The organism is Shewanella aquimarina, assembly GCF_023349185.1.
GTDB lineage: Bacteria > Pseudomonadota > Gammaproteobacteria > Enterobacterales > Shewanellaceae > Shewanella > Shewanella aquimarina.
In genome coordinates this window covers 125,889-152,565 of record NZ_JAKIKY010000005.1, presented here as the reverse complement: position 1 = coordinate 152,565, position 26,677 = coordinate 125,889, and the positions used below count along the sequence as shown (strand labels likewise).

Here is a 26,677-nt window from a genome sequence, read left to right as displayed (position 1 = left end):
ACTATTGGTGGACTTCTCGCACCTAAGCTAACAGAAATTATGTTCCATGGCGCTAACTGAAACGGACTATTCTTGACCAGGCAACCAAAGCAGTTCGGGCAAGGCGGTAAGATCTAAGGTATCACCCCGCTGGGCTATCACCACATGGGGAGAGCGACTCCCTTCTGGCGCCAACTCAGCCTTGAGCCGCTCCTGGGCCTCACGCTCACCATGGATCAGTATCAGCGGTGGCGTGTGTTTAAAGTGTCGATACCAATGGATAAGCTCGGCCTGATCCGCGTGCGCCGACAGGCCGCCGACCGTATGTATCTTGGCCGCCACCGGAATGTTGCGGCCATGTATGGTGAGTGACTCGGCACCATCGACCAATAAACGCCCCGGCGTGCCTAAGGCCTGAAAGCCACAGATGATCACATCCGACTGGGGATTCGCCAGGTTATGTTCCAGGTGGCTGCGGATCCGGCCACCATTACACATGCCACTCCCAGCTATGATGATCAAGCCCTGATGGATCTCGTTGAGCTCCATCGACTCCTGCGTGCTGTCGATAAAATCCACATTCGAGAGCAGCGGATGTTTACCCGGTGACAGCCGGGTGAAACGCTTAAAATCCTCATCCATCAACTGATAGTTGGCCACATAGATCTGGGTCGCCTTGATCGCCATGGGGCTGTCGAGACAGATACGCCAGTTGGACAGCGCCCACTCCTTGGCATAGAGATGAAACAGATAGAGCAGCTCCTGGGCCCGGCCGACGGAAAATGCCGGCAGCAGAATGTTGCCGCGACTCTCCTTGATGGTCTTAGCGAAGATCGCCTTGAGCTCCTCAAGGGTATCGTCCCAACTACGGTGCAACCGATCGCCATAGGTACTCTCCATCAACACCAGGTCGGCGTCATCAACAAGCGTGGGATCATCGAGAATGGGCATGCCCGCCCGCCCCAGATCGCCACTAAACACCAGTTTCTTGCGGTCACTTCCCTCCCCCAGCCACAACTCGACCACGGCCGAGCCCAGAATATGCCCGGCATCGCTTAGACAAGCCGTCAACTGAGGCACCACCTGCACCGACTGACCATAATCCAGGGCAACAAACTGCTTGATCACCAGCGCCACATCTTCTTCGTCGAACAGGGGCTCCAGCGGCGGCAGCTCCATCTTCACCCGCTTCTTGTTGAGCCGCTCCACATCGCGTACCTGCAGCATGGCGGCATCCCTGAGCATCACCTCACACAGCTCAACCGTCGCCTTATGGGTATAGATGGGGCCGGTAAAGCCAGACTTGACCAGCAGAGGGAGACGCCCCGAATGATCGATATGGGCATGGCTGAGCACCACGGCATGAATTTCTGTAGGTTCGAAGAGGAAGGGCTCGTGATTGCGCAGGGCATCGAGCTTACCGCCCTGGATTAGGCCGCAGTCGAGCAACACCTGACGACCCGAAATATCGAGAAGATGACAGGAGCCCGTCACCTCCTGGGCCGCACCGAGAAAAGAGAGCGTCATCTGCATAACAATGTCCTGTGCATAACAGTATCCTTAGTATGCCCGCGACGAGCGAGGCAAACGGAATACCAGGTCCAAACGCGCCTGGAAAAATGTATCGGCTTATGATCAAAAGATAGTCTTTTTAATAGCTTCCAACCAGGCGCATCAAAGAGAATCACAAACCCAGAAGCGATAAATCTAGTTCTGCCCCGCACCATGAAGGCCAATGAGCATTCCGACGAGTAAACTCGAATATTCTCATTCCTTAGTCTTATTTTATTGCCTCTTTATTATTGACCGTGACGCAACAAGTAAATAACATACCAACAACAAATATTATTGATGTACAAAGACTTAGTTAAGTAAAAGCGAATCTAATACGAGATAAGATACGGGTGATGTGATTAAGCCTCGCCCACAATAACAACAAACAAAAAAATAGGGATATTCACTATGCTTAAGGGATTAATGCGTATAGGCTGCATGCTTATACTCGCAACGCAGCTCAGCGCCTGTGGCGGTGGAAGCGGCTCATCAGATACAGAAAAGGTTGCTGTAAAACTCGGTCAAACTCTGAGCTTTAGTCAGGGCGGCCCCATAGATAAAACCTTCGGTGATGAGGCTTTTAGCAACTCACTTCAAGGGTTTTTAGGAACTGGAGCCATTAGTTATACCAGCTCTAACCCAGAAGTTGTCAGCGTCTCCAGTGATGGCTTAGTCACCATAATAAGCGCAGGTTCCAGCACAATAACAGCCCAGGTAGCAGAAGATGCCAAGTACCTGGCAGCCTCCGCCGCCTACCAAGTCAATGTCGCCAAGGCCGAGAGGGCTATCGCCTTCGACAACACTGGCACTGTGGCGCTCTTTATCGATCAAACTTATCTGAATCCCGTCAATGTCGAGGTTGCTAACGTCACCTTTAGCAGCCAAGATCCTGCCGTGGCCTCGGTGGATGCAAGTGGACAGGTGACGGCGCATACGCCGGGCGAGACGCAGATCTTTGCCGAGATAGCCGAAACCGCTAACTACCTTAAAGCCAGCAGCAGCTTCTTTGCTTCTGTCGCTCCTACATCGCTAACACTCAAGTTGCTGATAGGTGCCGATGACACAGAAGTGTTTACTGATGTAGATACTCCTCTACAACTAGCTAGAACCACTCAGGCTGACTGTGACTTTAACAATCTCAGCAACTGCGATAACGGGCTGGTCGACAAGCTATCCACACAGCCGCTAATAGACAGCAGCTTAACCACGACGAGTGATGCCTACTTTAACCTCTTCCACGGCCAACATGCTGGTCAGGCAAGCTATGTCGCCAATAATAACCTCACTCGCCGCACTTCGGCCAAGGCTGTTTCCTTCGATGGCTATCTCTGGCTCATCGGCGGCTATGAGCAAGCAGGTAATGATGCCAGTATCTGGCGCTCAAAGGATGGCAACATCTGGGAAAAAGTGGTTGATGAAGCTCCTTTCGGCGAACGCCACCCCATGGCAGTTTATACATTTACAGACCATATCTGGCTCGTAGGTACACGAAGTAATAGTAAGCTTAACGATGTATGGCGCTCAGCAGATGGCATCAATTGGACGCAGGTGAATGCCGATATTGGCTTTAGCGAGCGCAACGGCTATTCGATGACCACTTTCAATGACAAGATGTGGATATACGGCGGCTATGACTTTCAGGCCGGAGACTATGTCAAAGAGATCTACTCCTCTACCGATGGCATCACCTGGAAGCTGGAGTCGTCAGACTCGACAGCAACCCAGAGAGTAAGCGCAGCCTTTGTCGAATTTAAAGATAAACTTTGGCAATTTAGTGGCAGAAACGATACCCAGAAGACTGCCGATATCTGGAACTCAGACGACGGTATTCACTGGACGAAAATATCAAATGACGCTGGATTCTCGGGCAGAGAACGCCATGAAGTAAGGCAAATCGGTAATCAATTAATTTTGCTGGGCGGTTATATCGATCAGCTCGATCCAAATCGTTCAGCCTTTCCAAATGATGTATGGATCTCCACCGACGGTGCCTCTTGGACGTTAGCAACTGCAGACGCAAACTTCGGCTTAAAATCCTACATGGTAGATAGGGTACGTAAATACTTCACCACTGCGGTACATAATGATGCCCTGGTCGTTATCGGCGGCAGAAGTGAGAATGGCATCATACTCAACGACAACTGGCAAACAACAGACGGAAAGCATTGGCTGCCGCTCAATAATCAGATACCAGCCATGACAGACATTCAGGCAGTCAGTCACCAGGGAGAGATACAACTGCTTTCTGGCACCAACGAAGATTTCGAGAAAGTAAATACTCGTTGGCACTCTACTGACGGTTTCAGCTGGACATTAGATGATTCCACGACGCTTCCCTTTCCGACGGACAGCAAACTACTTACTTTTTCAGGCAAGATTTGGGCCTTGCACGCAAGTGGTAGCTACTCATCACTCGATGGTAAAACCTGGACCCAAGAGGCACTTACCGGACCAAATGTTGGCACGCAAAACGGTCAATACTCAGTCTATTCATTCGACAATAAATTATGGGCTATCAACACACAAAACGGCGTCGTATATCGCTCGGAAGATGGCATCAACTGGACAGATGTGGGCAACAATAACTTTCCCACGCGCGCCGTAACCCAAATCAGCAGCTTTGGCGGCAAACTCTGGGCTGTTGCGGGTCATGAAACCCAATCACGAACGACTCAACTCAGTGACATCTGGTCCACCACAGATGGCATCACCTGGACAAAAGAGACTGATACCACAGGGTTAGGCGCGAGACATATTCATCATCTCGTTGAATTTGATGGTAAATTATGGGCCTTTGGCGGATATAGCGCTAACCAAACCTTGACCGATCTCTGGTATTCGCAAGATGGCTCCAGCTGGACCAAGGCCATGGATAACTTCCCCTTCGATGCTAAGCGTGGTTATCGCGCCATGGTTCACGGCAGTCAGCTTATTATTTTAGGTGGATTGATGCCCCATCCTCAGGATCCAGACCTTCAAATCAACGCCAACCAAGTCTGGATGACGACTAACGGCACTGAATGGCGCCGAGCGTTACAGCAAACGCTGAGTTTCTAAGCCCAAGCGGCTAACGGCAAGAACGAAAAGGCTCGATGAGATAACCAATCATCGGGCCTTTTTTTTATTTTTCAGCCTATGTCATCGCGCCAACCAAGTAAGTTTTTGCGTTAAAGCAAACCGAAAAGAAAAGCAAAAAATAGCCCTAAACCTGCCACTGATTAAAAAAACAACAAACCAGCGAAAGACAGGGATGAAATCTTTAGGTTATAGTTAGTTAAATGGATGGCACACACGCTTTTCAGGATCCCCTATGAACCCCTATCAAGACGCTCTCTCATTGCTGGAGCAAGACCCGCTCTTCAGCCAGACTCAGGTCAACACTGCCCAGCTTGCAGTTCCGGATGAGATGTTTAACGGCTGGCAGCAAACCTTAGATCTGCTATCGGAAATCGTCGACACTCCGGCCATCCTGATCATGCGGGTGACGGAGAAAGATATCTCTGTCTTCACCACCAGCCATCACCCGGACAATCCCTACAAGCGCCACGACACAGAAAGCCTGGGCCACGGTCTCTACTGCGAGACGGTGATCCAGCGCCAAGCCGAGCTTGTGGTGCCCAACGCCCTCAAAGATAAGGAGTGGGATCGCAATCCCGACATCAAACTAGGGATGATCGCCTACTGCGGCTTGCCGCTCACCTGGCCCAACGGTCAGCCCTTCGGCACCCTGTGTATGCTGGACAACAAAGAGAGAGACTATGGCCGCACTTTTCGCCATCTACTAGCACGCTTTCAAAATGCCATCAATGCCAATCTCGCCAGTCTGTACCAGAGTGCCAAGCTCTTTCATCTCAACCAGATCTTAGAGACCAAGGTGCAGCAACGCACCCAGGAACTCACCAGGCTCAACAAGAAGTTATTAAGCGAGATAGAGCAGCGCACCTCAATTGAAAACTCGCTGCAATTTCATAAGGATCACGACCCATTAACAGGCTTGGCTAATCGGTTGGGCTTTGTGAACCAGCTATCGCAGCAGCTCAGTCAACCCGATGACTTGTCGACCTATGTGATCTATTTTGGCCTGCGGAACTTCAAGTCGATCAACGAGAGCTATGGCTATGTGGTCGGCGACAAGGTACTGCAACTCTTTAGTCAACGTATCAAACGCATCCTGGATAAAGAGACCCTGTTTGCCCGCATCGCCGGCGCCGAATTCGTCATCGCTCACCGCGGCAAGAATCCCCTGGAGATCCCGCTGATCGACAGCATATTACAGACCGCCAATATCCCCTTCGCCCTGGCAGAGTTCAGCATCAAGATCCCCTGCTGCATTGGGGTCGCTGTCGCACCAACCGATGCCCACGAGGCCTCGGAGCTGATGCAGAAAGCCGGTGCCGCTATGAGCATCAGCAAGGCCGAATGCACGCCCTACAGCTTCTTTAACAAGTCGACCCAGACCAATATCGAACGCCGCTGCCTGCTGGAGTCACACCTGGTGGACGCCCTGAAACATCAGGAGCTGAGCCTACACTATCAGCCGCTATTTAGCCTGCAACACAAGCGGGTTATCGGTGCCGAGGCGCTGCTTCGCTGGCACAGCCCTCAGCTGGGCAATGTACCGCCGGATCAATTTATCAGCCTGGCGGAGCACAATGGTCAAATCATCGCCATAAGTAACTTCGTGCTGCATACCGCCATAGAACAGGCAGCCAAGTGGCTAAGCCAAGATCCCAACAGGCGCTTTCGGGTGGCGATCAACATCTCGCCGCTACAGTTTCGCGATACCGATTTTGCCGACTATATTGCCAACCTCTTGAGACTCTACCGCCTGCCGGCCTCCTCCCTGGAACTGGAGATCACGGAAGGGGTGCTGCTACAGGATGAGCAGCTGGCGCAGCATATCATAGGCCAGTTGCAGGCCCTGGGGGTAAGGATCTCCCTCGACGATTTCGGCACCGGCTACTCCTCACTGAGCTATCTGCAAAAATACTCCTTCGACACCCTGAAGATAGATCGCTGCTTCATTACCAATCTGGAGAAGAACGAGCAAGACAGGGAGCTGACCCGGGCAATTATCGCCATGGGCAAGAAACTGACGCTCAACGTGATCGCCGAAGGAGTGGAGACCCAGGCACAGGATGCATTTATCCGCCAGGAGGAGTGCGACTTCGGCCAGGGTTATCTCTATGGCAGACCCGTGGATGCGAAAAGCTTCGAGCATGACTATCTGAACGCTGACAGTGAATAGTCTTAGTTTCGGCTAAATGACCGCCTATGAATAGAGGCCGAGTAAGCATAAAACTGGGCGAGAGTGTGCCCGCCGACAATCAAAGCAACAATTCATTAACAAACCAATTCACTCGACGCCGCGGCTGTTTTATAGTGTAGAAAAAGAAAAAGATTGCTTATGAATATTGACCCCATTGCCGAGCTGCTGGTGTTATTTATCTGCCTGCTCGCCAGTACCTCTACCTTAGCCTGGGGCCTTATGGCCTACCCTTTAGGCATAGCTCCCCGCGCCAGCACCTATTTCTCCCTTGCCAACCTATTTATCTTAATGGGAGTGCTCCTCACCACACTCAGGGATCAGACGCCGAGTTATCTCTACTGGTTGGGGGCAGACATGCTGCTGTTACTCGGTTTCGTGTTGCTTCGTAGCGGCACCCAACGCCTGTTTCGCCTGCCAAGCAGCATCAAAATAGATCTCGCCTTACTGCTCCTGACGGGGCTCTTGATGTTAACTCAGCCACCCAACATAGAAGCCAGCGATACCCTGGGCATCTTCTTCTCCTTCATGGCCGCCAGCACCTTTCTGCTCATGGCCAAAGACAACCTGGTCGCCCTGGAAAACACTGTCAAACGCCCCATCGCCGTGATCCTCTTGAGCCCCATCGCCCTGATGGGCGTCATTTTCGGCCTCAGGGCGCTGTTGCTGCTCATCGAGCCTGCGCTCAAATCCCATCTGGCCAGCATTCAGAGCGCCGACGCCATCCCCATGTTGTGGCTGTATGTCGTCATGACCTTGTGGATAAACGTGATCATGATGGGCAACGCCCTCACCCGCCTGGTGCAGAAGATGCGTCAACAGGCTGACAGGGACTACCTCACAGGGCTGTGGAACCGGCGCGCCATGCAGCAGCAACTGGAGCAGCTACATCAGCGCTGGCTCAGGGATGGTCAAGCCTATAGCCTGATCCTGTTCGATCTGGATTTTTTCAAACAGATTAACGACAAGTTTGGTCACTCGGCGGGAGATGCTGTGTTGGTCAAGACGGCGCAGCAGATAGGTAAGGTCACCCGCGCCATGGACATCTTCTGCCGACTCGGCGGCGAGGAGTTTCTGCTGGTGTTACCCGGCACAGATGGCGAGGTGGCGGAGATCATCGCCCAGAAACTGCAGCAGGCCCTGAGACAATCCAGCCTCAACTGGCAGGGCAGCCTGATCCCCATTAGCGCCAGCTTCGGCATAGTCACTACGGCAACAGGCGATACGCCGGACAGCCTATTGGCGCTGGCAGACAAGGCGATGTACCGCGCCAAGGAAACCGGCAGGGATCGCTGCTGCACGGCAGAGCGGCTAGAACAGGCTCAGGCTACACCATCTCAATAGCAATCTGCTGACAGGGCGCCTTATTAGAGCGAATAAGGGGCTCACTAGGATTCATCCCTTGATTGGCCAAGGGCAAGTTGGCACTGGTATAGAGCTTAGCGAGATCGTTAATGTCTATGGCACCACGTGACTCGCTGATGATCCCTTCGGTTACCATCTTCTTCATCAGGCGGGAAAAGGTTTCCGGCTGAATCGATAGGCGCGATGCCAGCACACGTTTAGGAATATCCAACTCGACCCGTCCCTGGTTGTCGCCTATCTTTTGCATGTTTCGCAGCAGAAAAAGCAGCAGACGCGACTGGGCATTCTGCACCGAGAGCAGCTCTACCTCGTTAATATCCTTACGCAGTCTAACGCTCATCTCCGCCATCACGGCGATACAGGCATCGGGATTGCCCCTGAGCATGGCGAGATAAGCCTCGCTATCGAAACTCACTAAGGTGCAGTGGGACACGGCCTGGGCCGACACGGGATAGGAGGCCTGACGGCTAAACATCAGCGCTTCGGCGAAGGTGCGTCCCTCGCGTACTACCTCTATCACCTTATCCTGGCCCTGCAGGCTGGTGCGATAGAGTTGCAGATGCCCCTGGATCACTAAGTAGAAACGTTTAGCCAGATCCCCTTGATAGAACAAGTTTTCATGGGCGGCCAGGGTGATCTTGGCTGCCTGACCGAGCAGGCGACAAAGCTCCTCTTCGCCCAGTGTCGAAAACAGATGGTGTTTGTGAATGCAGGCCTTAATCTGTGGATCGGTTATCATCGCGCCTTCCTTAGTCCTGTTGCTCCGTTAATCTAAATCACAACCTGCTGGCAAGTCGTGATCTAGATCATAATGAACAGGTATTAAAGATGAATCAAATCAAAAAGCGCGTGAAGGCATTTTTAGTGATGCATGCTATGGTCGTGAGCCTCTCCCTTGGCCGTCACTTTTGCCACCACAGACAGGATCTCACCATCGGCCAAGGTCAGCGTAAGCGCCACCTCTTCGCCGAGCGCAGGCACCCCGGCCTTAAAGTCTGACATCATGCCGTGGTAGCCACCGGGCGCCAATTTCACCATGCCATGGGGTGGGATCTGAATCGCCTCAACGCCCTGCATACGCATCACCTCATTCTCCATCAGGGTCTGGTGAAGCTCGACGATGCCTCTAGGGCTGCTGATGGCCTTCAGCACCAGTGGTTTGTCGCTGGGGTTATGCAACGACAGGTAGACAGGCACGACCCGAGAAGTGGGCGGCATGCCGCGGATCCAGGCGTCGTGTACCATCAACTCGCTGGCCTGAGCGGCACCAATCCAACTACAAAGCAAAACAAACAAACAGAATCGAGCTTTCATATAATTTCCTTCTTTCATGATTAGAGCAGACTCTCTATCTGCTGACGCATCTCATCTATGGGGGTACCTGTGTAGAAGAAGCCACGTACCCGCTGTTTACCGTCGAGCACGAAGATCTTGGCGGTGTGGGAATAGAGATAACCCTGACGCTTAGGCGCCTTGCTATCTTCCAGACTCAGCTTCTTATACTCTGTCGTCACCTTCTCTTCGGCCAGCTTGGTGTAGTCGGCCTTAAAGAGCGCGGCCACTTCATCTATCTTCTCCCGCTCGTCGACCAGGCCAATAAAGCTGGGGTCGAAATAGCTGAGGTATTTATTCAAATGCTTGGGCGTATCATAGTCGCTGTCGATGCTGATGAAGAGCACTTGAATACGCTCGCGGCTCTCGCTCGGGAGTTGATTCATCAGCTGACTGATATGCGCCATGGTGGTGGGGCAGATGTCGGCGCAGTTGGTGTAACCGAAAAACATCATCACCACCTTGTCGCTAAAGTCCGACAGGCGTACCTCACCCCCCTTGCTGCTGCGCAGGCTAAAGTCGCCGCCAATCCCCTTGAGGATAGGCATGTTCGCCATGCTAGTGCCGCTAACCAGGCTGCCGATGAGCAACAGGCAGAGGCTCAGGGCCAGATGAAACTTACCTTGAATAACTCGTGTCATGATTAATTCCTTCTCTGTCAACAACGCACCTCGGCGCCGAGATCTGTTACCGGCGGCAGATACTCTGCGCGGTATAGCACTACCTTGGCCCCCTCGGGCGTGGCGACCAGCAACATAGTGACGCCGACCCTCGCCAGTTCCACGTCGCCGTCGCTATTGGTGGCGGTCCACTGATACTCGAAGCTCAGACGATATTGCCCATCCTCTGGCGTGAGACTGTAATTCTTGATCACCCGGCGACTGTTACTGTGATTAAGGCTGTGCAGATAGGCGAGATACTGACTCGGGGTCTGGCTAACATCTTCGGGGCCGGTAAAGCTTGCATCCTTAGCTAACAGACCGAGCAGAGCCACGTCATCCAGCCTGTCGAGCGACTCGGTCCAGCGGTATAGCGCGGCGCGAACCAGGTTTATCTCTGCCGCAGGGCGGTAGCGAGAGGTAAAATCATCATACTCGTTGACCAGGGTGACGCTGCTGCGCACCAGGCCCTGGCTATCTAGGCTCAGGCGCTGCACCACATATTGGCCCCGCACCTCTGTCTCGCCCTCGTCAGTAGCGGGGTTGGCAGAGAGATTAGGAGAAGTGAGCTGAAACTCTGTCTCCACCTCTACCTCTATACCATCTTGGCTGCGGCTGATGAGGTTAATAGACATCAGATGATGGGCGCCGTTGCCGGGTTGGCTACCGGCATATTCGGCGTGATCGACCAGATCGCTCTGTGGCGCAAGACGCTTGTCTGCTTGGCCCATATCCAGACTGGCGTACCAGAGATACACGCTGGCCTCCAGGCCATAATCCACCTCGGCGGCCTCTGCGCGTGGACTCATAGAGACGAGTCCCAGCATCATCAGCAATCCCATCAGGAGTAACCTTTGCATCTGCACCTCCCCAAGTCGTGATGATAGGTGGCTCGAGCCTAACCTAGACTCGAGCCTTGTGGCCTTAGGCCGTGGCTATGCTAGATGGCTTCTTGATCTGCACCATCAGGTTGTCATCCCACTCACCGTCGACCTTAATGTGGGCGGCAGCCCCTTTCATGATCGCCTCGATCAGGTTGTGGTTCACATAGGCATAGAGGCCAGGCTGACGGAAGTTATACAGTGCGGCACAGGCGCTACCACCGGCGACCATCCAGGTTTCCAGGTTGGTCTGCGGCGCATCGGTGAAGGAACCGGCCGGCCAGACATAGTCGCCGTGTCCGCCGATGATGTGAGGACGGGTGTCTCGGTTGGCCTGTGAGTGAATGAAGAGTACAGACTCACCCACCTTGGCGGTCATGGCATTCTTGCCTGTCAGGGCACCCACACCACCGTTAAACACTACATGAGAAGGGGTAAGCGTCTTCATCACTTCCAGCACGTCATTCATGCTGCCCATCACAGTGTCATAGGCCTTGTATTTACCCTTGGCATCCTTAGGCACATAGAAGTCGGCTTCACCAATATAGTAGGCCTTGTCATATTTGATTGGCTTGCCGGCGGCGTCTGTTAGCCCCTCACGAGGCAATACCATGATGGCACCATGCATACCCATGGCCACGTGCCAAGGGATCATCACCCCGCCCGGCGCACAGTGATAGACGAAGGTACCCGCCTTGGTCGCCTTGAAGCGGAAGGTAACCTCCTGACCTGGAGAAACCAGGGTCAATTCGCCGCCGCCCAGCGCACCTGTGGCTGCATGCAGGTCGATGTTGTGGGCCAGGGCATTGCTGGCAGGGTTAACCAGTGTCAACTCGACAAAGTCATGTTGATGGCAGACGATGAGCGGACCAGGCACGCTGCCATTGAAGGCGCAGACCCAGGCCTTGGTGCCATTTTCCAGCTCTATCTGCTTCTCTTCTACCACCAGTTTCACCTGTACCACCTTGGGCTTACCCTTGGCGACCTGATCATGCTTAGGCACCATAGGTGGTGGCACTAACTCTTGAGTCACGCGTTCCAGCTGATCCGCCTTGTAGTTAGCCATGCGGTCCGACTTAGTCTGTGTGGTGGCCGAGGCACTGCCAGAAACCAGGCCTGCCGCCATACCCGCACCCACTATGCCCAAACCGACTGAACCACTTAAGAAGCTACGACGTTGCTGATCGACATTGACTGCAGGGGTAGAAGATTGCTTTTTCATAAAATACTCCGTTGTTAGCGCATTTCACCAAAGGGGTTCAAACTGCCAGAGCCACTGTGATGAAGGTGTTATTACCTTGTTGCGCTAAGATTATTCCTTTGGCGCGGATTGAAATTGACTTTGGTCAAGTCGCTCAAGAAATTTCAATTTGGCTAAATTAGCCAAGAAAGGCGGCTAAATGTCGGCGAAAAAACGGGCATGAATTGAGGTGAAAATGCTCGCTAACCCAGGCGGTAAGCGAGTTAAAAGGACAATAGAAAGCAAGTATCAGGCTGTCAAAGTGACCAAGCGAGTCCCACCAGCCTAGACCAAGCGTATACTTTTATTTACAGAAGAAATGGGAAGAAGCGATGAAAAAGTCGGCAGTCAGCAGCGGCTGTCCACCGACAGATGAAGGGCAAACTTAAGACTCAAATGCCTGCAACCAATGTTTAAATAGCGCATTAACTTGCTGTTTCTCATCGAGCGACAGGCGGCTGGTTAGGGCCTGCTGCACCGCCACATGGGCCAGGATAGCCTCGTCGATCAGCGCGAGCCCGGCCGCCGTCAGCCCGACACTGACGCTACGCCTGTCTTCCTGACTATGGCTGCGTAACACCAGCCCCTTCTTCTCCAGTCCGTCGACGCGATTGGTCATGGCCCCCGAGGTGAGCATCATGGCCGCGAGCAGATCCGACGGTGTCAGGCGATAGGGCTCTCCCGAGCGGCGTAGGGTCGCCAACACATCGAACTCCCCCATACTGATACCAAACTGCTTGTGGCAGGCGCTTACCTCTGCCTCCAGATGTTTATAGATACGCATCAGACGGCCGAGAATCGCCATAGGCAGGGTATCGAGGTGCGGCTTCTCCTTGGCCCACTGGGCTGTGAGGCGATCGACGCCATCGAGGTGATCTGAGTTCATCTGCTCTCCGGGAACAATTGGGGTTAATGATTACGACTTACTTATCCCGCGCTCAGGATAGTTAGGTGACAGTGCTACCATCGCAATTTATCTTCAGGTAAAGATAATTAATCCTGAGGTACTTTACAAGCAGAAACAAAAGGCGCAGACTAATATCTTTACATAAAGATACTTTTTGTTGAGATAAAAATGAATGTCCTCCTTGCCATGATCCCCGCCTTCTTCTGGGGCACCACCTATGCGGTGACCCAATATACGCTGCCGGACTGGCCTCCCCTGTTGCTTGGTGCCTTACGGGCACTGCCGGCTGGCCTTATCCTGCTGGCAATCAAACCCAGCCTGCCCAAGCGTCAGGAGTGGAGCCTGTTGTTTCGACTCGGCTTTATCAATATCGCCGCCTTCTTTAGCCTGATCTTCGTCATGGCACTCACCCTGCCCTCGGCCATCTCGGGCGTCGGTATGATCTCTGTGCCGGTATTTGCCATGCTCTACCAGTGGCTGTTTCATGGGCGGCGCCCCGGCCTGACCCAGGGTTTCTTCGGCCTGGTGCTGATCGCCCTGGCCTGGCTACTGTTTAACCCCAACTCCATCAGCCTCAACCCCATAGGTCTGCTCGCCATGTTGGCGGCCATCAGCTGCATCATAGTCGGTAGTGGCATCACTAAGGCCCTTGGGGATCGCATGCATTGGTGGACGGTATTGACCTGGCAGCTGATCATCGGCGGCGTGCTGCTGAGCATGGCTGCAAGCGTGCATGCCTGGCTGGCGCCCCAAGGCTATGGCAACGCGCTTAGCCAGCTCAGCCCGAACAACCTTGTCGGCATCGGCTGGATCATCCTGCTCAATACCGTACTGGGCTATATCATGTATGTCTGGCTGTTGCAGCGCATGAGCGTGGTGGACTTTACCTTTGGTGGCATCGCAAACCCAGTGGCGGGTATCGTCTCGGGCATGGTGCTGCTGGGCGAATCCTTCACGCCCCATCAGTACCTGCTGATGCTGGCCATGATAACCGCCTCCCTGATGCCACAGGTCATCGGTCTGATCGGCGAGCGCAGGCGTGTAGCTCAGGCTAAACCCCAATAGGCTTCACAAATATCTATATCTGAGTATCCCCAATTTACACTAAGGGTTACCATGGTTTTTCATTATTTAACAGGAAGATAAATCAGTATGAAAATTAGCGCACGCAATAACCTCACAGGTAAGATCAAGGCAATTGAGGAAGGCTCGGTAAACAACGAAGTAGTGATCGAATTGGCCCCAGGCGTTGAGATCACCTCTGTGGTCACCAAGAGATCATGCCAAGAGTTAGGCCTGGTGGTGGGCGGCGAAGCCTATGCCATCATCAAGGCAAGCAATGTGATGATCGCCGTCGACTAATCACTCTTTCGAGATTGATTTAGGCATAGGGCTGAAAGATGCCCTATGCCGACACAGCTTAGTTTAACCAATAAAATCGAGGCGCTTTAATCTAGGTGCTTTTAATCTAGGCGATTTTAATCCAGATACTGCCAGGTATCGGCACCATCGAAGTGGCGGATCTGAATGTTCTCGCGCAGCGCCTGTGGCGCCATCCTGAAATTCAGTGCTATCCTGGGCTCGCTTACCTTGTCCGTCGTCAGCGTATGGGTCACGCAGCCACAACGCTTGCAGTGGTAGAAGACCAGATACTTATCCCCATGGCTATACCCCACAGACGCACTCTCCTCCTGGCCGGACGTAGCCTGCTCGTTAAGGCTGACCTCCTTAGGATCGAAATAGCCCCACAGGGCGGCGTAACGACTACAGATGGAGCAGTTGCAAGAGGTTAAAGTGTCCGGTGGTGTCGCTAGGGTCAGCTTTACCTGCCCACAATGACAAGAGAGTTGCATGCTAAAACTTCCTTATTTTTGAGCCATGCCTGACCTATGAGGTTAACCCTCTCATATCAAGGCGCTCTCTATGAGCGCTCTCTATCAGGCCTCGCTATACCAAGGCGAACTCTATCAAGACGAGCTCATCAAGCGATAGCGAGCGAATGTCGGTTACTGTTAGCCGTTAGTTATATCCCAGGACATAACAATCTGGCTCTTCATCTTTAAGATCTGTCTCGTTACCCGCCAGCATCTCCTGCAGCCATTGTCGACGTGTCATGGCGCCGTGATCAGAGTCAGTCTCGGTTACGCTACGCGCTGTGTTTGTTTCATGTTCCATAATCAATACCCAATTTATCTTAGCTCGCCGGTAAATCACCCGACCCTAATTAAGCATTTGAGAGCACAACAAAACGCCCGCCGCGTTTAATTTATCAAACACCTGAATTTGATTAAAAGACTGAAAACTATTGATGTCAATGAATTTTATTGGTCATACAAATAAACCAAGAAACATGGCAAAGGAAATTACAAACCAAGTAAGTGTTTAATTAAATTGAGTTTTATAAAGTGAATTTTATATTCAATCTTACAAAAACAATAAACCAAGCCAGATTTATCCTTAAAATAATTAATCTTCAGACCATAAAAATCACTTCTTACACACTGATTAAAAAAGCAAACACTTGTTTGAATCTCTGTCTGATGGCGCCGAAATCCTGAATCTTAGATGCCAATCCCCTGGGGGCGCAGCGGGTGCGACACCTTGTCGCACTATCTGAGTTTGTCTTTGTCACGCCTAAACCGGGCTGCCAAAATGCCGCCACCTAATAACCTAAGAACTCAAATATTATGGCGCTGCGTCTCTCTTTCCTTACGCTCTCAATCGGCACTGCCTTGCTGACACTTCCCCTTGCCCAGGCTCAAGAAGCCGCTTTCGAGATCATCGAAGTCCATGGTGCCCACCAGGGTAACTATACCTCTGTGACGTCCGAAGCCCAGGCGCCCGTCAGCGACATCAGCGGCTTGCTGACCCAACTGCCGGGCACGGCCGTCAACGGTAACGGTCCACTGACCGGCATAGCACAATATCGCGGCCTTTTCGGCGACAGGGTCAATACTCAGGTCAATGGCGTCTCCCTCGCCGGTGCTGGCCCCAACGCCATGGACACGCCGCTGAGTTATGCCAGCCTGATCAACAGCGAACGCATCGAGATGCACCGCGGCATAGCCCCCGTCTCGGCCGGCACTAACACAGTGGGCGGCAGCATCAAGGTGATCGAATCCCAGGCCAGCTTTAACGACACCCAAGGACGTGTCGCCGCCCAGTATCAGGGCAATGGCGGCCAGAGCCACCTTGGGGCCAAAGTCAATGTCGGTGGTAAAGAGCACGCCCTGCTGGTCTATGGCGATCTCATGCATGGGGATGAAGATATGAAGTCCGGTAACGATCTTCGCATCTCCCCCAGCGGCTACGACAAGCAGATCGTCGGTGGCCAATATCGCTTTAATCTCAGCGACAAGGGGCTAGAGGATGAGTCAATCGCCATCGGCTATCAACACCTGGAAACCACAGAGGCGGGCACCCCGGTGCTGCCGATGGATATCGACTTCATCCGCACCGACAGGGTAAAAGTGGAAGGCGAGCACAGGCTCAACACCTGGGAGCTCGACTGGCATCTCGCCTATAGCGATGCCAGACACGGCATGGATAACTTCAGCGAACGCCAGAAGCCCGAGAGTGCCAACGCCCGTTACAACAACGCCGAGAGCAAGAGCTATGATATGGCGCTGACCCTGGGCAGAGACGCCTGGCTATTTGGCCTCGACAGCCAGCTCAGCGAACACAACTCGGTGATCACAGAGCCCACCAAGCCCATGTTCAGGGTCGACAACTTCAACAAGGTGCAGGACGACACCTATAGCGCCTTCGCCCAATGGCAACAGGAGATCGACCAGTGGCATTGGCAGCTCGGCGCCAGGGTGAAGCACTACCGCACCGATGCCGACGAGGTCAGCCACTCGATGGCTGGCGCCATGCCCGCCATCAAGGTGTTGATGGACAGATATAACCAGGCCGATCGCGCTCAGGCTCAAACTGGGGTGGATCTGGTGATCAACGGCCGTTACCGCGTCAATGAGGAGTTAACCTGGATACTGGGACTGGCCCGCAAACAAGACAGTGCCAGCTACCAGCAGAGATACCTGTGGATCCCGATGGAGTCCACCGGTGGACTCGCCGACGGTCGCACCTATGTGGGCAAGATGGATCTCGACCTGGAAACCGCCTATCAGCTGGAACTGGGCGCCGACTTCAACCGTCAGGGACTAAGCATCAGCCCACGATTTTTCCTGCATCGCATCGACGACTATATCCAGGGGGTGAAATCGACCGATCCTGCGGTGATCATGGCCGCCAACATGATGGGCAGCCAAGATCCGATGGAATTTGCCAATGTCGATGCCCAGCTACTAGGGATGGATATTAACGCCAGCTATGAGATCACAGACCAGTGGCAGCTGGATCTCCTGGCCAGCTATGTCAGCGGCGAGCGCCGCGACATCGATGACAACCTCTACCGCATAGCGCCGCCACGGGTAAATCTGGGTCTCAACTTCACAGAGGGTAACTGGTCGGCCCGCATCGAAGGGGTCATGGTGGCGGCTCAGGACAAGGTCTCACACAGCCAGGCCGAGCAAACCAGCGCAGGCTACGGCCTGGTCAACCTAGTACTGGCCTATGACAGACAAAACTGGCTGGTTAAAGCTGGGGTCAACAACCTGTTCGATACCGACTATGAAGATCATCTCGGCGGCTACAACCGTGTGTTCAGTGCCGACCTAACGCCAGGACAACGCATGCCGGGCACAGGCCAAAGCGCCTGGCTCACCGGGGAGTATCGCTTCTAAAAGTTAACTCGTTTTTGGGAACCCTCCACTGCGCTCCCGTCCCCGAGCACCCTGCACGCTCGGGGCTTTTTTATCTACAGGGCCTGTTTATCGCGCTTACGCCTAAACATATCCTCATCGGCCTGAGCCAACAGGACATCCAGGCGGACATCCTGATCCACTATCTTATGGCCTATGGTCACAGTCACCTCGGGCAGATGGCTGTCGAGCATGGCATTATCCAGCCCCTGCATGATGCGCGTCTCGGTGCCAATCACATCCTCATCGCTCTGACACATGAGCAGCACCACAAACTCGTCACCGCCTATGCGCCCCACCACATCTGACCCTCTGACGCTCTGCTTGATGATCCCCGCCAGCAGCTTGAGCACCTCGTCGCCCACCGAATGGCCGTGGCCATCGTTGATCCCTTTGAAGTCGTCGACGTCGATATAGAGCAGGGCCAAGCGGCTCTCGTTTCGCTGGGCAAGCTTCATACGCTGCCTGGCGAGCCCCTTAAATCCACGACGATTATTGATATGACACAGGTCATCTAGGTGGGCCAGTTGCTTGAGTTCACCATAGATATCCAGCAGGGCAAGATCCGCCTCGATGATCTCCTTAAGTTGGTGGATCAGCTCGAAATAGCTGGCCTGGTAATCTGTCTTGTCGCGATCCATCACGCAGAAGGTGCCGAAACAGCTACCATCGGGCCAAAACACCGGCACCCCGAGATAGGAGGAGAAGCCATCTTTCTGCACCTCGGGGTTGGTTTCCCAGCAGGGATCTATCTTGGCGTTGGGCACATAGAGATCCGAACGGGTCTCGACGATGCGCCGACAGAAGATATTGGTATCGGGTGCGATAACCACTCCGGGCGGGTAGGGATTGCTGACCTGTTTACTGGCGATGGTTACCTGAAATCCCTTGGGGGTATATTGCACCAGAAAACTCGCCGGTGCGTTAAACACCTGGGCCAGCAGGTTGACGGTTTTCTGCCATTTATCGAGTGAGATGAGATCGATAGGATTATCGAGAAGAAAGCGCTCACTGCTGTACAAAGAATCTGTCGACATCGTCTTTCCTTTCTTGAGGATAACGAAATCGCCTTCCTAGCGTCTCAACCTAAGGTCAAGCGCACCTGCCTGTGAACTAGCCATGTCTTAGAGCATAGAGGCCAACGGAGAGCAATTCAAACCCCAATAATAAACATAAAAAATACATCTTTTATCAAATTATGGGACGAAAGACTCGGTAGGGCAATGATCCAATCTGGTTATTGACTGATATCCTGCGGCTTCTTGAGTAACTTACGTTGCAGGGTTCGTCTATGCATCCCGAGTTGCCGCGCCGTCGCCGACACATTGCCCTTGTTGGCGGTCAGCACCTGCTGTAGATGTTCCCACTCCACCCGCTTGGGGCTCAGGGGCGCCTCATCCACCTCGGGAGCGATCGCCTTGGGCGCCTTATCGTCCAGCACCTTAAGCAGGGTGGCGGTATCGGCTGGCTTGGTCAGGTAGTTGTCGGCGCCAAGGCGCATCGCCTCGACGGCGGTGGCTATGCTGGCATAGCCGGTCAACAGCACCAGCACGGCCTGGGGCACGGCGCCCTTGAGCGGGGGAATGAGCGCCAGGCCATTGTCATCGGCCAGCTTCATGTCCAGCAGAATATGGCTGGGTTTAAACTGACGGGCCTTGAGTAGCGCCTGAGTAGCATCGTGCGCCAACGCGCACTCATAGCCGTGCTTGCTCATGCGCCGCGCCAGGATCCCGGCAAAGCTCGGCTCATCTTCGATGATCAATAAGCGCTTCATGCAGCCCCCTGTATCGGCAGGTAGACCTGGGCCACGGCGCCACCATCCACATGACTGCCGAGGATTAATCGCCCGCCGAGACGCTCCAGGCTCGCATGACTAAGCAAGAGGGCAACCCCCATCCCCTTGGGCTCCTCGATTATCTGATGCCCGAGCTGCTGCACCAAAGACGCCGGAATACCCGGGCCGAAGTCGCGTACCCCAAGCACCAGCTCATTCCCCTGACGCTGGGCGGAGAAGCTTACCTTCTGCTCGCCTGTCGCCTCCTGGCTGGCCCTGGCACCATTCTCGATAAGCGCCAGTAAGGCGGGCTGCAGGCTGGCATCGACTCGCAACTGCAGCCTGTCGAGGCCATCATCTGGCTCCAACGACAGTTTCACCGCCGGCATCAGCAGATTGACCTGCTCACTCAAACCGCTCAGCAGTTGCTCGGCGGATTCCAGCCGCTGCGCCCCCTCGCGGATCGATTCGGTGGCGCTGCGCAGCGCCGTCAGGGTGGACTCGCAAACCGTCAGTGCCGATTGCATCTCCTGCAGCGCAGGCCCATTACCATCGGCCTCCTCCTGCAACTCATCCACCAGCAACCTCATGCTAGCCAGTGGGGTCGCCAGCCGGTGAGCCATCTGCGCCGAGGCGGTGCCCAGGGCGATCAGCTTCTCCTGACGCAGCTGCGCCTCACGCATAAAGGCAAGCTGAGCATCCTGACGCCGCATGCGTTTGGCCAGCAGGGCCACACTCGTGGTCAACACCAGGGATGAGATGATGAAATTGACCCACATCCCCAGGTAGTGAGACTGCATATCCATGCCGTGATGACTCATGGCGCTCTCAGGCATAGAAAACAGCATCAGGCTGTAGGCCAGATTTGACAGCAGGGCCAATGACCAGGGCGCCCAGAAGGGCAGCAGCACGGCGGCGATGGCTATCGGCAGCAATAGCAGGGAGATGAAGGCGTTGGTGGCGCCGCCGGAGAAATAGAGCCAGGAGATCCACAGCAGTGTATCGAGCACCAGGGCGATAAACAGCCCCGAGTCGCTACTGAGCAGGGGCTTTCTCAGCCAGAAGGTGAAGCTTAAATAGAAGGCCTCGAGGATCAGGGTGAGGTTCAGCGCCGGGCTGTGAAGCGACAGGCCGAAGGTGTCGGCAAACAGGAAGGTGAGACAGAGTTTCAGCATCAAGGCCATGATGCGCAGCAAGGCCAGTTGGTCGGCGGCCCGGTAGCGGCCATAACTCAGAGTCGTCACATTGCTTTCCTATTTGAGATCAAAGACTAATCCTATCTTCGCCAGGGCGTCACCCGAGCGGGACAGGCTGTATTTTACGCCCTGTTCGAAGTCGATTTCACTCTTTATTGCCAAAGATTTGAGGCGCGCCATACTCAGGCTGCAATCCTTGGGTCGCTTGGCCAGGTCGCTCGGGCTCGACTGAGGCGAGACGTGCTGGCTGCTCAGCCCCATTATCTCGGCCATCTTAAGCAGCATCTGGTACTTGGTCATGCGCTCTTCGCCGGTGAAATGATAGATGCCCGCCACATCGCCCGCCTGTTGTTGGCGCGCCACCAACTTAACCAAAGCGTTGGCGATATCCAGTGTCGAGGTGGGGCTGCGCACCGCCCAATCATCCTGCTGGGTAGGCGCCTGATTCACCAGCTGTTTGAGCATCACCAACACCGCCGACTCATCCAGCGACTCGACCCGACCATAGAGGATTGGCAGACGTAGCACGGCGAACTCACTGGACACCTCAATCAGTGCCAGCTCCCCCTCACGCTTGGTCTCGCCATAGAAATTGAGCGGATGCGTCTGGTTCTCTTCGTCATAATCGGGTGAGGTGCCATCGAACACATAATCTGTGGAGATGTAACAAAGCCAGGCGCCATTGGCCTTCGCCGCCTGGGCAAGCTGCCGGGTGGCGGCCAGGTTGAGCGCCTTTGCCGCCTCGGGGTCGCGCTCGGACACATCCGGTCGCCGCTCTGCCGCGCAGTGTAGAATCACCTCGGGTTTGTGGGTCTCGATAAACTGGCTCACCGCCCGTGCATCGGTCAGATCCAGTCTATGCATATCGGCTCCGGCGCGCGAATAGCCGCAGGCCAGCAGCGTCACAGGCTCTTTTGCAAATTGCTCAACTAAAGCGCGCCCCAGCAGGCCGGTGGCCCCGGTTATCATTATCTTCAACATTAATGGGTTTCTCTGTTAATCGGCTCGCTGCCCGGCTGTAGCATGGGGCAATCCTTGGGCAGCACCATGGCGATCGCGCCAGCCTGAAGCTCGAACTCCACCCGAGACTCGGCGATGGGCTCGCCATCGAGATTAATGGGCATAGGCGGGGTGGAGCGCCAGCTGGCCTGGGTGTCGCGATGATACTTCACATACTCATTATCGGCCTTGGGCGACTGCAGCTCGGCGATCACCTGGGCCAGTGCCTCGATGGGAAAGTGATGCAGGGCCACCAGATCCATCAGGCCATCGTTGATATAGGCATCCGGCGCCAACACCTGACCACCACCGGCCTGACGTCCGTTACACACGGCGCCCACCAGCAGCTGCTGGGTACTGGCCTCGCCATGTATGGTAAATTCGCCGTCATAGGGCTTGAAGTTAAGCGCCTGCACCAGCCCGGACAGGGTATAGGCACCGCCACCGAGAAAGTGTTTCAGCGCCACCGGCGTGTTGGCCGTGACCTGGGCGCCGAAACCGCCGCTGGCGATATTCACCACATACCTGTCATTGGCCCGAATCACATCGACGCCATAGGCCTCTCCCTGGGCCGCCAGACGCAGCGCTTCCTCGAAGTCGTCGGGCACCCTGGCCGCGGTAGCAAAGTCGTTGGCCGTCCCCATAGGCAAGAGTGCCAGCTCGCAGCGTTCGTCGCTGGTATGCCGCATCAGGGCGTCCACCAACTCATTCACCGTGCCGTCACCACCCGCCGCGACGAGGCGCTGACAGCCCTCGGCGATAGCCTCATCCACCAGCCGGGCCACATCCCCGGTTTCAAAGGTCACGCGCACCTGAATCTCGTGATCGGCCCGCACCCTGTCGATCGCCTGGCGAAGCACCTCGTCACCGGCCTTCTTACCATTGAGTATGATGCGAAGTTTCATTGCTAATCTCCTGCCTGGGGCCACCTGCTCAACTCATCATAGCAGCAAGACAGTATCGGCTAAACTGGACTCACACCTTTGTGCCCCATGAAGCGAGTTTCATCTCTCATTTCATATCTAAGCTCTGTTGTGGCCTGCTGACCTCTCTAAACGCGCCCTGCCCTGGATTGTTCAAAGCTCACAGCGTGCAAGCATGCGTCACAGCCCTCGACTCGCGCCAAACACTTGTAGATAAACAAATATTAAGGCTGGGGGATAAACAGGCGCCGTGGATTTGCCGCGCCCGGCACAACAGGATATGCTCATGTGTTATCAAGGATATCTGGCCCAAGCTTGGAGCTTAACCATGAAAAAATTAGCCATACTCGCCATTGCCAGCATACTGCTGCCAGCCTGCAGCCAGCAGGCCATGCAAGCCAATAGCGAGTCTTCTTCAAAAGCGCCCTCTGCAGCGCAAACCGAGAATCAGGCGCCCAACAAGCCAGAAAATCACATGGCCAACCAGCCCAGCTTCGACTGTAACGGCGACAAACTCTCCAGCATAGAGACCCTGATCTGCCATGACGCCGATCTGGCCGCGCTTGACCAACAGATGGCCAAGGTGTTCCAAGCTGCCAGCACCAAGGCCGTTAACGAGCATCCCCCCATGTTGAAAGCCGAACAACGCGGCTGGATAAAGGGGCGTAACGAGTGCTGGAAGAGTGAAGATAAAACACAGTGCGTGCGCGACAACTACCAGATGCGTATCGCCGAGCTGCAAGCCAGATATCGTCTTATCGCCCCCACTGCCGAGGTCAGCTACCAATGCGACGGTATCAAAGCCAAACAGGTGATGGTCAGCTATTTCGCCACCGAGCCTGCAACCCTCATCGCCGAATTTGGCGATAGCGTCTCGCTCATGGTCAGCCAGCCTAGCGCCAGCGGCAGCCGCTATCAGGGACGCAACGAATCACTGTGGGAACACCACGGCGAGGCGCGCATCACCTGGGGCTATGGCGCCGACCCTATGATCTGCACCCTCGCCGACTGATATGACACTACCTCTGCTGCTGACCGGACCCATGCTGCGTCACTGCGACGCAGACCATTTCACTCTCACCCTGGTGACCAGTGCGCCGCTGTCACAGTTAACGCTCACCCTGGGTGAGACTCGGCACTTGCTTGAGGGTGACGCCGTAGAGTGTCTCGAACTCGGCACTCACGCCTTCTTCTACTTGATCCATCTTAGCCAGCCAGGGCTCAATCCTGTCGGCACGAGTATTCCCTACCGGCTCAGCGACAGCCAGCATGGGGATCTGTTCGCGCCGCTCGAGCAACTGACCTATGGCGACGGCGAGTGCCCGGATTTCGTGATAAAGCCTGAGATAGACACCCTGCTGCACGGCTCTTGTCGCAACGCCCATCACCACAGCAGCGATGCCATGGTTGCCGCCGATACCCAAGTGGAAATCGCGCCGGATGCGGCAAAACGGCCGGCACTGATGATGCTCAGCGGCGATCAGATCTATGTCGACGATGTCGCCGGCCCCATGCTATTCGCCATTGGCAAGGTCATAGAAAAATTAGGCCTGTATGAGGAGGAGTTTCAACAGGCGCCACTCGGCCACAGTAAGCAGATAAGCTATCATCCGGCGGCCATGTATCAACGCCACAAGAAGCTACTGCCTCGCACCGAATATCCTGCGGGCAGCGCACTGGTACGTTGGTATATCAATCACCCCATCTTTACCTCGTCGATCGCCGAGAATCACCTGGTGAGTCTGTCCGAGATCGTCGCCCTCTACCTGCTTAGCTGGTCACCCGAGCTGTGGCAGTTGATCGATATCCCCAAGGAAGTGACCGGCCTGTCACCCAGCAATCAGCAGAGATGGCAGAAGGAGTGGCTACACCTGCTGGAGTTTAAGGCGGGGCTGACCAAGGTGCGGCGCCTGCTGGCACATCTGCCCACCTATATGATCTTCGACGATCACGACATCACAGACGACTGGAACCTCACCGCCAAATGGGAACAGGCGGCCTATGGCCACCCCTTCTCGAAACGCATCATAGGCAATGCGCTGATCGGTTACCTGGTGTTTCAGGGCCTGGGGAATCAAAAGCGCAAGTTTACCGGCGACATTCTGCCCCAGCTCAAGCAGTTTCTCGCCAGTCGCGAGGAGGCGCAGCACGACGCTTTAATCGAGGCGCTACTGGATTTTGACGAGTGGCACTACAGCCTCAATACTTCCCCCAAATTGGTGATACTCGACACCCGCACCCAGCGTTGGCGCAGCGAGTCTAACCTGGCCAAGCCTTCTGGTCTGATGGACTGGGAAGCCCTGATGGAGCTTCAGCAGCAGTTAGTGGGACAGGAGAAGGTGATTATCGTCTCGGCGGCGCCCATGTTCGGCGTAAAACTGATCGAGGCGGTGCAGCGCGCGGCCACCTTTATCGGCGCCTCCCTCCTGGTGGACGCCGAAAACTGGATGGCTCATCCCGGCACGGCCAACACCCTGCTGAGCATCTTCCTTCATCGTAAGACGCCGCAGCAGTTTGTGATCCTTTCGGGCGATGTGCATTACTCCTTCGCCTACGACATAGGGATCCGCTTTCGCACTCAGGGACCGCAGATCTATCAGATCACCTCGAGCGGCATCAAGAATCAGTTTCCCGAGAAGCTGCTACCCGTATTCGATAAATTGAACGGCTGGCTCTATGGTCACTTCTCGCCGCTCAACTGGTTTACCAAACGCAAGCGCATGTCCATTCGCGGCCGACGCCCCAACGGCATGCGCAGTCAGCGGCTGATCAACGCCAGCGGCATAGGTGTGGTGAGCTTCGCTAAAGATGGCGCCCCCTCGAAAGTCGCCGTGCTCCATGGCGACATGAGTACCACAGAGTTCCTACCGCCACGCCAGTCTCGTAACGGCTAAGTCTTATCCGGCGAGGCTTCTAGAGTGAGAGTTCCGGCAGGCAAATATCTAGCAGCCGACCCGTCACAGGATCCGTGAAAGCCAGGCGACGCGCCAGCAGCTTCATCGGCTGTTCATAATCCTCACTGCCTTTGGGCTGAAGTATGGGATAGAAGTTGTCATTGAGAATAGGCATGCCCAGGCTATTCATGTGCAGCCGCAGTTGGTGGGTCTTACCTGTGATAGGCATCAGCTCGAAGCGGCCTATCTCCCCCTCGACGCTCACCAGGGCGATCTCCGAGTGGCTATTGGCCTCACCCTCGACGATGCGCATGGTGAAGCTGGGGCTTCCTTTATCGATACGATTCTTCACCGTCCAGCGTCTGGGCAGGCTGAGTTTCCCGGCGCTATGCTCCGCCAGTAACTCAGGAGTGAGCCGCGCCAGGGCCTGGTATTCCTTGGTGATCTGCCCATGACGAAATAACCCATGATAGGCGTCGCGGCGCTCACTCTGTTTGACCAGCAGAACTATGCCCGCGGTGGCGCGATCCAGCCGATGAGCGGCGATAAGCTGTTTGCAATCGGTACGTACCCTTAGACGGTTGATTAAACACTGATTAATTACCTCTCCCCCGGGGTGCAGGGCCATGAAGTGCGGCTTGTTGGCCAGCACTATCTGCTCATCTTGATACAGAATAGACTCACTATAGGGAGGCGTCGCCTCATGGGCGACCTCACGGTAGTAGTACACCTTCTGCTGTGGCCGATAGGCGGTACAGAGTGCCAGCGCCTGACCGTCTTGCCAATGCACCTTGCCCGCATTGAAACGCTCTCGCCAGACGTCGGCTGGAATATTATCGAACCGCTGACAGAAATAGTCGTAAACGCTCGCCGGGGGATTGGCTGTTTGAGGTAAGACGATAAAGGAGGCTTGAGCCGCGCGTACCATGACAGAAAGGCCTAAAT

Annotated in this window: 23 protein-coding genes; 8 read left to right on the top strand and 15 right to left on the bottom strand. The window is 54.8% G+C overall.

The window, feature by feature from the left end; genetic code table 11:
- Positions 1-66: 66 nt before the first annotated feature.
- Entirely contained in the window at positions 67-1,512 is a 1,446-nt protein-coding gene (locus L2731_RS08040) for an MBL fold metallo-hydrolase RNA specificity domain-containing protein (protein ID WP_249252609.1), read from the bottom strand.
- 459 nt (positions 1,513-1,971) lie between these two features.
- Between L2731_RS08040 and L2731_RS08035 the strand changes: the two genes are divergently transcribed.
- From L2731_RS08035 to L2731_RS08025, 3 genes are all read left to right on the top strand, one after another.
- Positions 1,972-4,590, top strand: a complete 2,619-nt coding sequence (locus L2731_RS08035; RefSeq protein ID WP_249252607.1) for a DUF6242 domain-containing protein — start codon at positions 1,972-1,974, stop codon at positions 4,588-4,590.
- Between the two features lie 253 nt (positions 4,591-4,843).
- Positions 4,844-6,781 carry a bifunctional diguanylate cyclase/phosphodiesterase gene (locus L2731_RS08030; RefSeq protein ID WP_249252606.1) on the top strand — a complete coding sequence of 646 codons (1,938 nt, stop codon included), beginning with the start codon at positions 4,844-4,846 and terminating at the stop codon, positions 6,779-6,781.
- A 159-nt stretch (positions 6,782-6,940) separates the two neighbouring features.
- Entirely contained in the window at positions 6,941-8,143 is a 1,203-nt protein-coding gene (locus L2731_RS08025) for a GGDEF domain-containing protein (protein ID WP_249252605.1), read from the top strand.
- On the opposite strand, the gene L2731_RS08020 is transcribed toward L2731_RS08025, so the two are convergent.
- The 6 genes from L2731_RS08020 to L2731_RS07995 form a co-directional block, all read right to left on the bottom strand.
- The gene (locus L2731_RS08020; protein ID WP_239849481.1) at positions 8,127-8,903 is read right to left on the bottom strand and encodes a Crp/Fnr family transcriptional regulator; all 777 of its coding nucleotides are present in this window, start codon (positions 8,901-8,903) and stop codon (positions 8,127-8,129) included. The two genes, L2731_RS08025 and L2731_RS08020, sit on opposite strands and share 17 nt — an antisense overlap.
- A gap of 122 nt (positions 8,904-9,025) precedes the next feature.
- Positions 9,026-9,478: a copper chaperone PCu(A)C gene (locus tag L2731_RS08015; protein WP_239849480.1), complete on the bottom strand. Its 453-nt coding sequence runs from the start codon at positions 9,476-9,478 to the stop codon at positions 9,026-9,028.
- A gap of 20 nt (positions 9,479-9,498) precedes the next feature.
- Positions 9,499-10,137 carry an SCO family protein gene (locus tag L2731_RS08010; RefSeq protein WP_249252604.1) on the bottom strand — a complete coding sequence of 213 codons (639 nt, stop codon included), beginning with the start codon at positions 10,135-10,137 and terminating at the stop codon, positions 9,499-9,501.
- A 17-nt stretch (positions 10,138-10,154) separates the two neighbouring features.
- Positions 10,155-11,015, bottom strand: a complete 861-nt coding sequence (locus L2731_RS08005) for a hypothetical protein (RefSeq protein WP_249252603.1) — start codon at positions 11,013-11,015, stop codon at positions 10,155-10,157.
- A gap of 64 nt (positions 11,016-11,079) precedes the next feature.
- Complete coding sequence (gene nirK / locus L2731_RS08000; RefSeq protein WP_239849477.1) at positions 11,080-12,258, bottom strand: copper-containing nitrite reductase; 1,179 nt, start codon at positions 12,256-12,258, stop codon at positions 11,080-11,082.
- Between the two features lie 403 nt (positions 12,259-12,661).
- The gene (locus L2731_RS07995) at positions 12,662-13,162 is read right to left on the bottom strand and encodes a MarR family winged helix-turn-helix transcriptional regulator (protein WP_249252602.1); all 501 of its coding nucleotides are present in this window, start codon (positions 13,160-13,162) and stop codon (positions 12,662-12,664) included.
- A 189-nt stretch (positions 13,163-13,351) separates the two neighbouring features.
- On the opposite strand from L2731_RS07995, the gene L2731_RS07990 reads away from it, so the two are divergent.
- Complete coding sequence (locus L2731_RS07990) at positions 13,352-14,248, top strand: DMT family transporter (protein WP_249252601.1); 897 nt, start codon at positions 13,352-13,354, stop codon at positions 14,246-14,248.
- An 87-nt stretch (positions 14,249-14,335) separates the two neighbouring features.
- Complete coding sequence (locus L2731_RS07985) at positions 14,336-14,545, top strand: TOBE domain-containing protein (protein ID WP_041509909.1); 210 nt, start codon at positions 14,336-14,338, stop codon at positions 14,543-14,545.
- A gap of 116 nt (positions 14,546-14,661) precedes the next feature.
- On the opposite strand, the gene L2731_RS07980 is transcribed toward L2731_RS07985, so the two are convergent.
- Together L2731_RS07980 and L2731_RS07975 are read right to left on the bottom strand one after the other, a co-directional pair.
- Positions 14,662-15,036 carry a GFA family protein gene (locus tag L2731_RS07980; protein WP_249252600.1) on the bottom strand — a complete coding sequence of 125 codons (375 nt, stop codon included), beginning with the start codon at positions 15,034-15,036 and terminating at the stop codon, positions 14,662-14,664.
- Between the two features lie 166 nt (positions 15,037-15,202).
- Entirely contained in the window at positions 15,203-15,358 is a 156-nt protein-coding gene (locus L2731_RS07975) for a hypothetical protein (protein WP_160290145.1), read from the bottom strand.
- A 512-nt stretch (positions 15,359-15,870) separates the two neighbouring features.
- On the opposite strand from L2731_RS07975, the gene L2731_RS07970 reads away from it, so the two are divergent.
- Entirely contained in the window at positions 15,871-17,928 is a 2,058-nt protein-coding gene (locus L2731_RS07970; RefSeq protein ID WP_249252598.1) for a TonB-dependent receptor, read from the top strand.
- 74 nt (positions 17,929-18,002) lie between these two features.
- Here the strand turns inward: L2731_RS07970 and L2731_RS07965 are convergent, their stop codons facing one another.
- The 5 genes from L2731_RS07965 to yegS form a co-directional block, all read right to left on the bottom strand.
- On the bottom strand, positions 18,003-18,983 hold the full coding sequence (locus L2731_RS07965) for a sensor domain-containing diguanylate cyclase (RefSeq protein WP_249252596.1): 981 nt from the start codon (positions 18,981-18,983) through the stop codon (positions 18,003-18,005).
- A 200-nt stretch (positions 18,984-19,183) separates the two neighbouring features.
- Positions 19,184-19,720 carry a response regulator transcription factor gene (locus L2731_RS07960; RefSeq protein WP_239849471.1) on the bottom strand — a complete coding sequence of 179 codons (537 nt, stop codon included), beginning with the start codon at positions 19,718-19,720 and terminating at the stop codon, positions 19,184-19,186.
- Positions 19,717-20,904 (bottom strand): sensor histidine kinase, encoded by a 1,188-nt coding sequence (locus L2731_RS07955; RefSeq protein WP_249252708.1) that lies wholly within the window; start codon positions 20,902-20,904, stop codon positions 19,717-19,719. Before L2731_RS07955 ends, L2731_RS07960 begins: the two co-directional genes overlap by 4 nt.
- 69 nt (positions 20,905-20,973) lie before the next feature.
- Complete coding sequence (locus L2731_RS07950; RefSeq protein WP_249252593.1) at positions 20,974-21,897, bottom strand: dTDP-4-dehydrorhamnose reductase family protein; 924 nt, start codon at positions 21,895-21,897, stop codon at positions 20,974-20,976.
- Positions 21,897-22,820, bottom strand: coding sequence for a lipid kinase YegS (yegS, locus tag L2731_RS07945; protein WP_249252592.1), 924 nt, complete (start codon positions 22,818-22,820; stop codon positions 21,897-21,899). The genes L2731_RS07950 and yegS overlap by 1 nt, the downstream gene beginning before the upstream one ends.
- A 346-nt stretch (positions 22,821-23,166) precedes the next feature.
- Here yegS and L2731_RS07940 point away from each other — a divergent pair, with 346 nt between their 5' ends.
- Both L2731_RS07940 and L2731_RS07935 read left to right on the top strand, forming a co-directional pair.
- Positions 23,167-23,850 carry an MliC family protein gene (locus L2731_RS07940; RefSeq protein ID WP_249252591.1) on the top strand — a complete coding sequence of 228 codons (684 nt, stop codon included), beginning with the start codon at positions 23,167-23,169 and terminating at the stop codon, positions 23,848-23,850.
- Position 23,851: 1 nt separating this feature from the next.
- Positions 23,852-25,732 (top strand): alkaline phosphatase D family protein, encoded by a 1,881-nt coding sequence (locus L2731_RS07935; protein ID WP_249252590.1) that lies wholly within the window; start codon positions 23,852-23,854, stop codon positions 25,730-25,732.
- Between the two features lie 19 nt (positions 25,733-25,751).
- On the opposite strand, the gene L2731_RS07930 is transcribed toward L2731_RS07935, so the two are convergent.
- Positions 25,752-26,660, bottom strand: coding sequence for a pseudouridine synthase (locus L2731_RS07930; RefSeq protein ID WP_249252589.1), 909 nt, complete (start codon positions 26,658-26,660; stop codon positions 25,752-25,754).
- Positions 26,661-26,677: the final 17 nt, after the last annotated feature.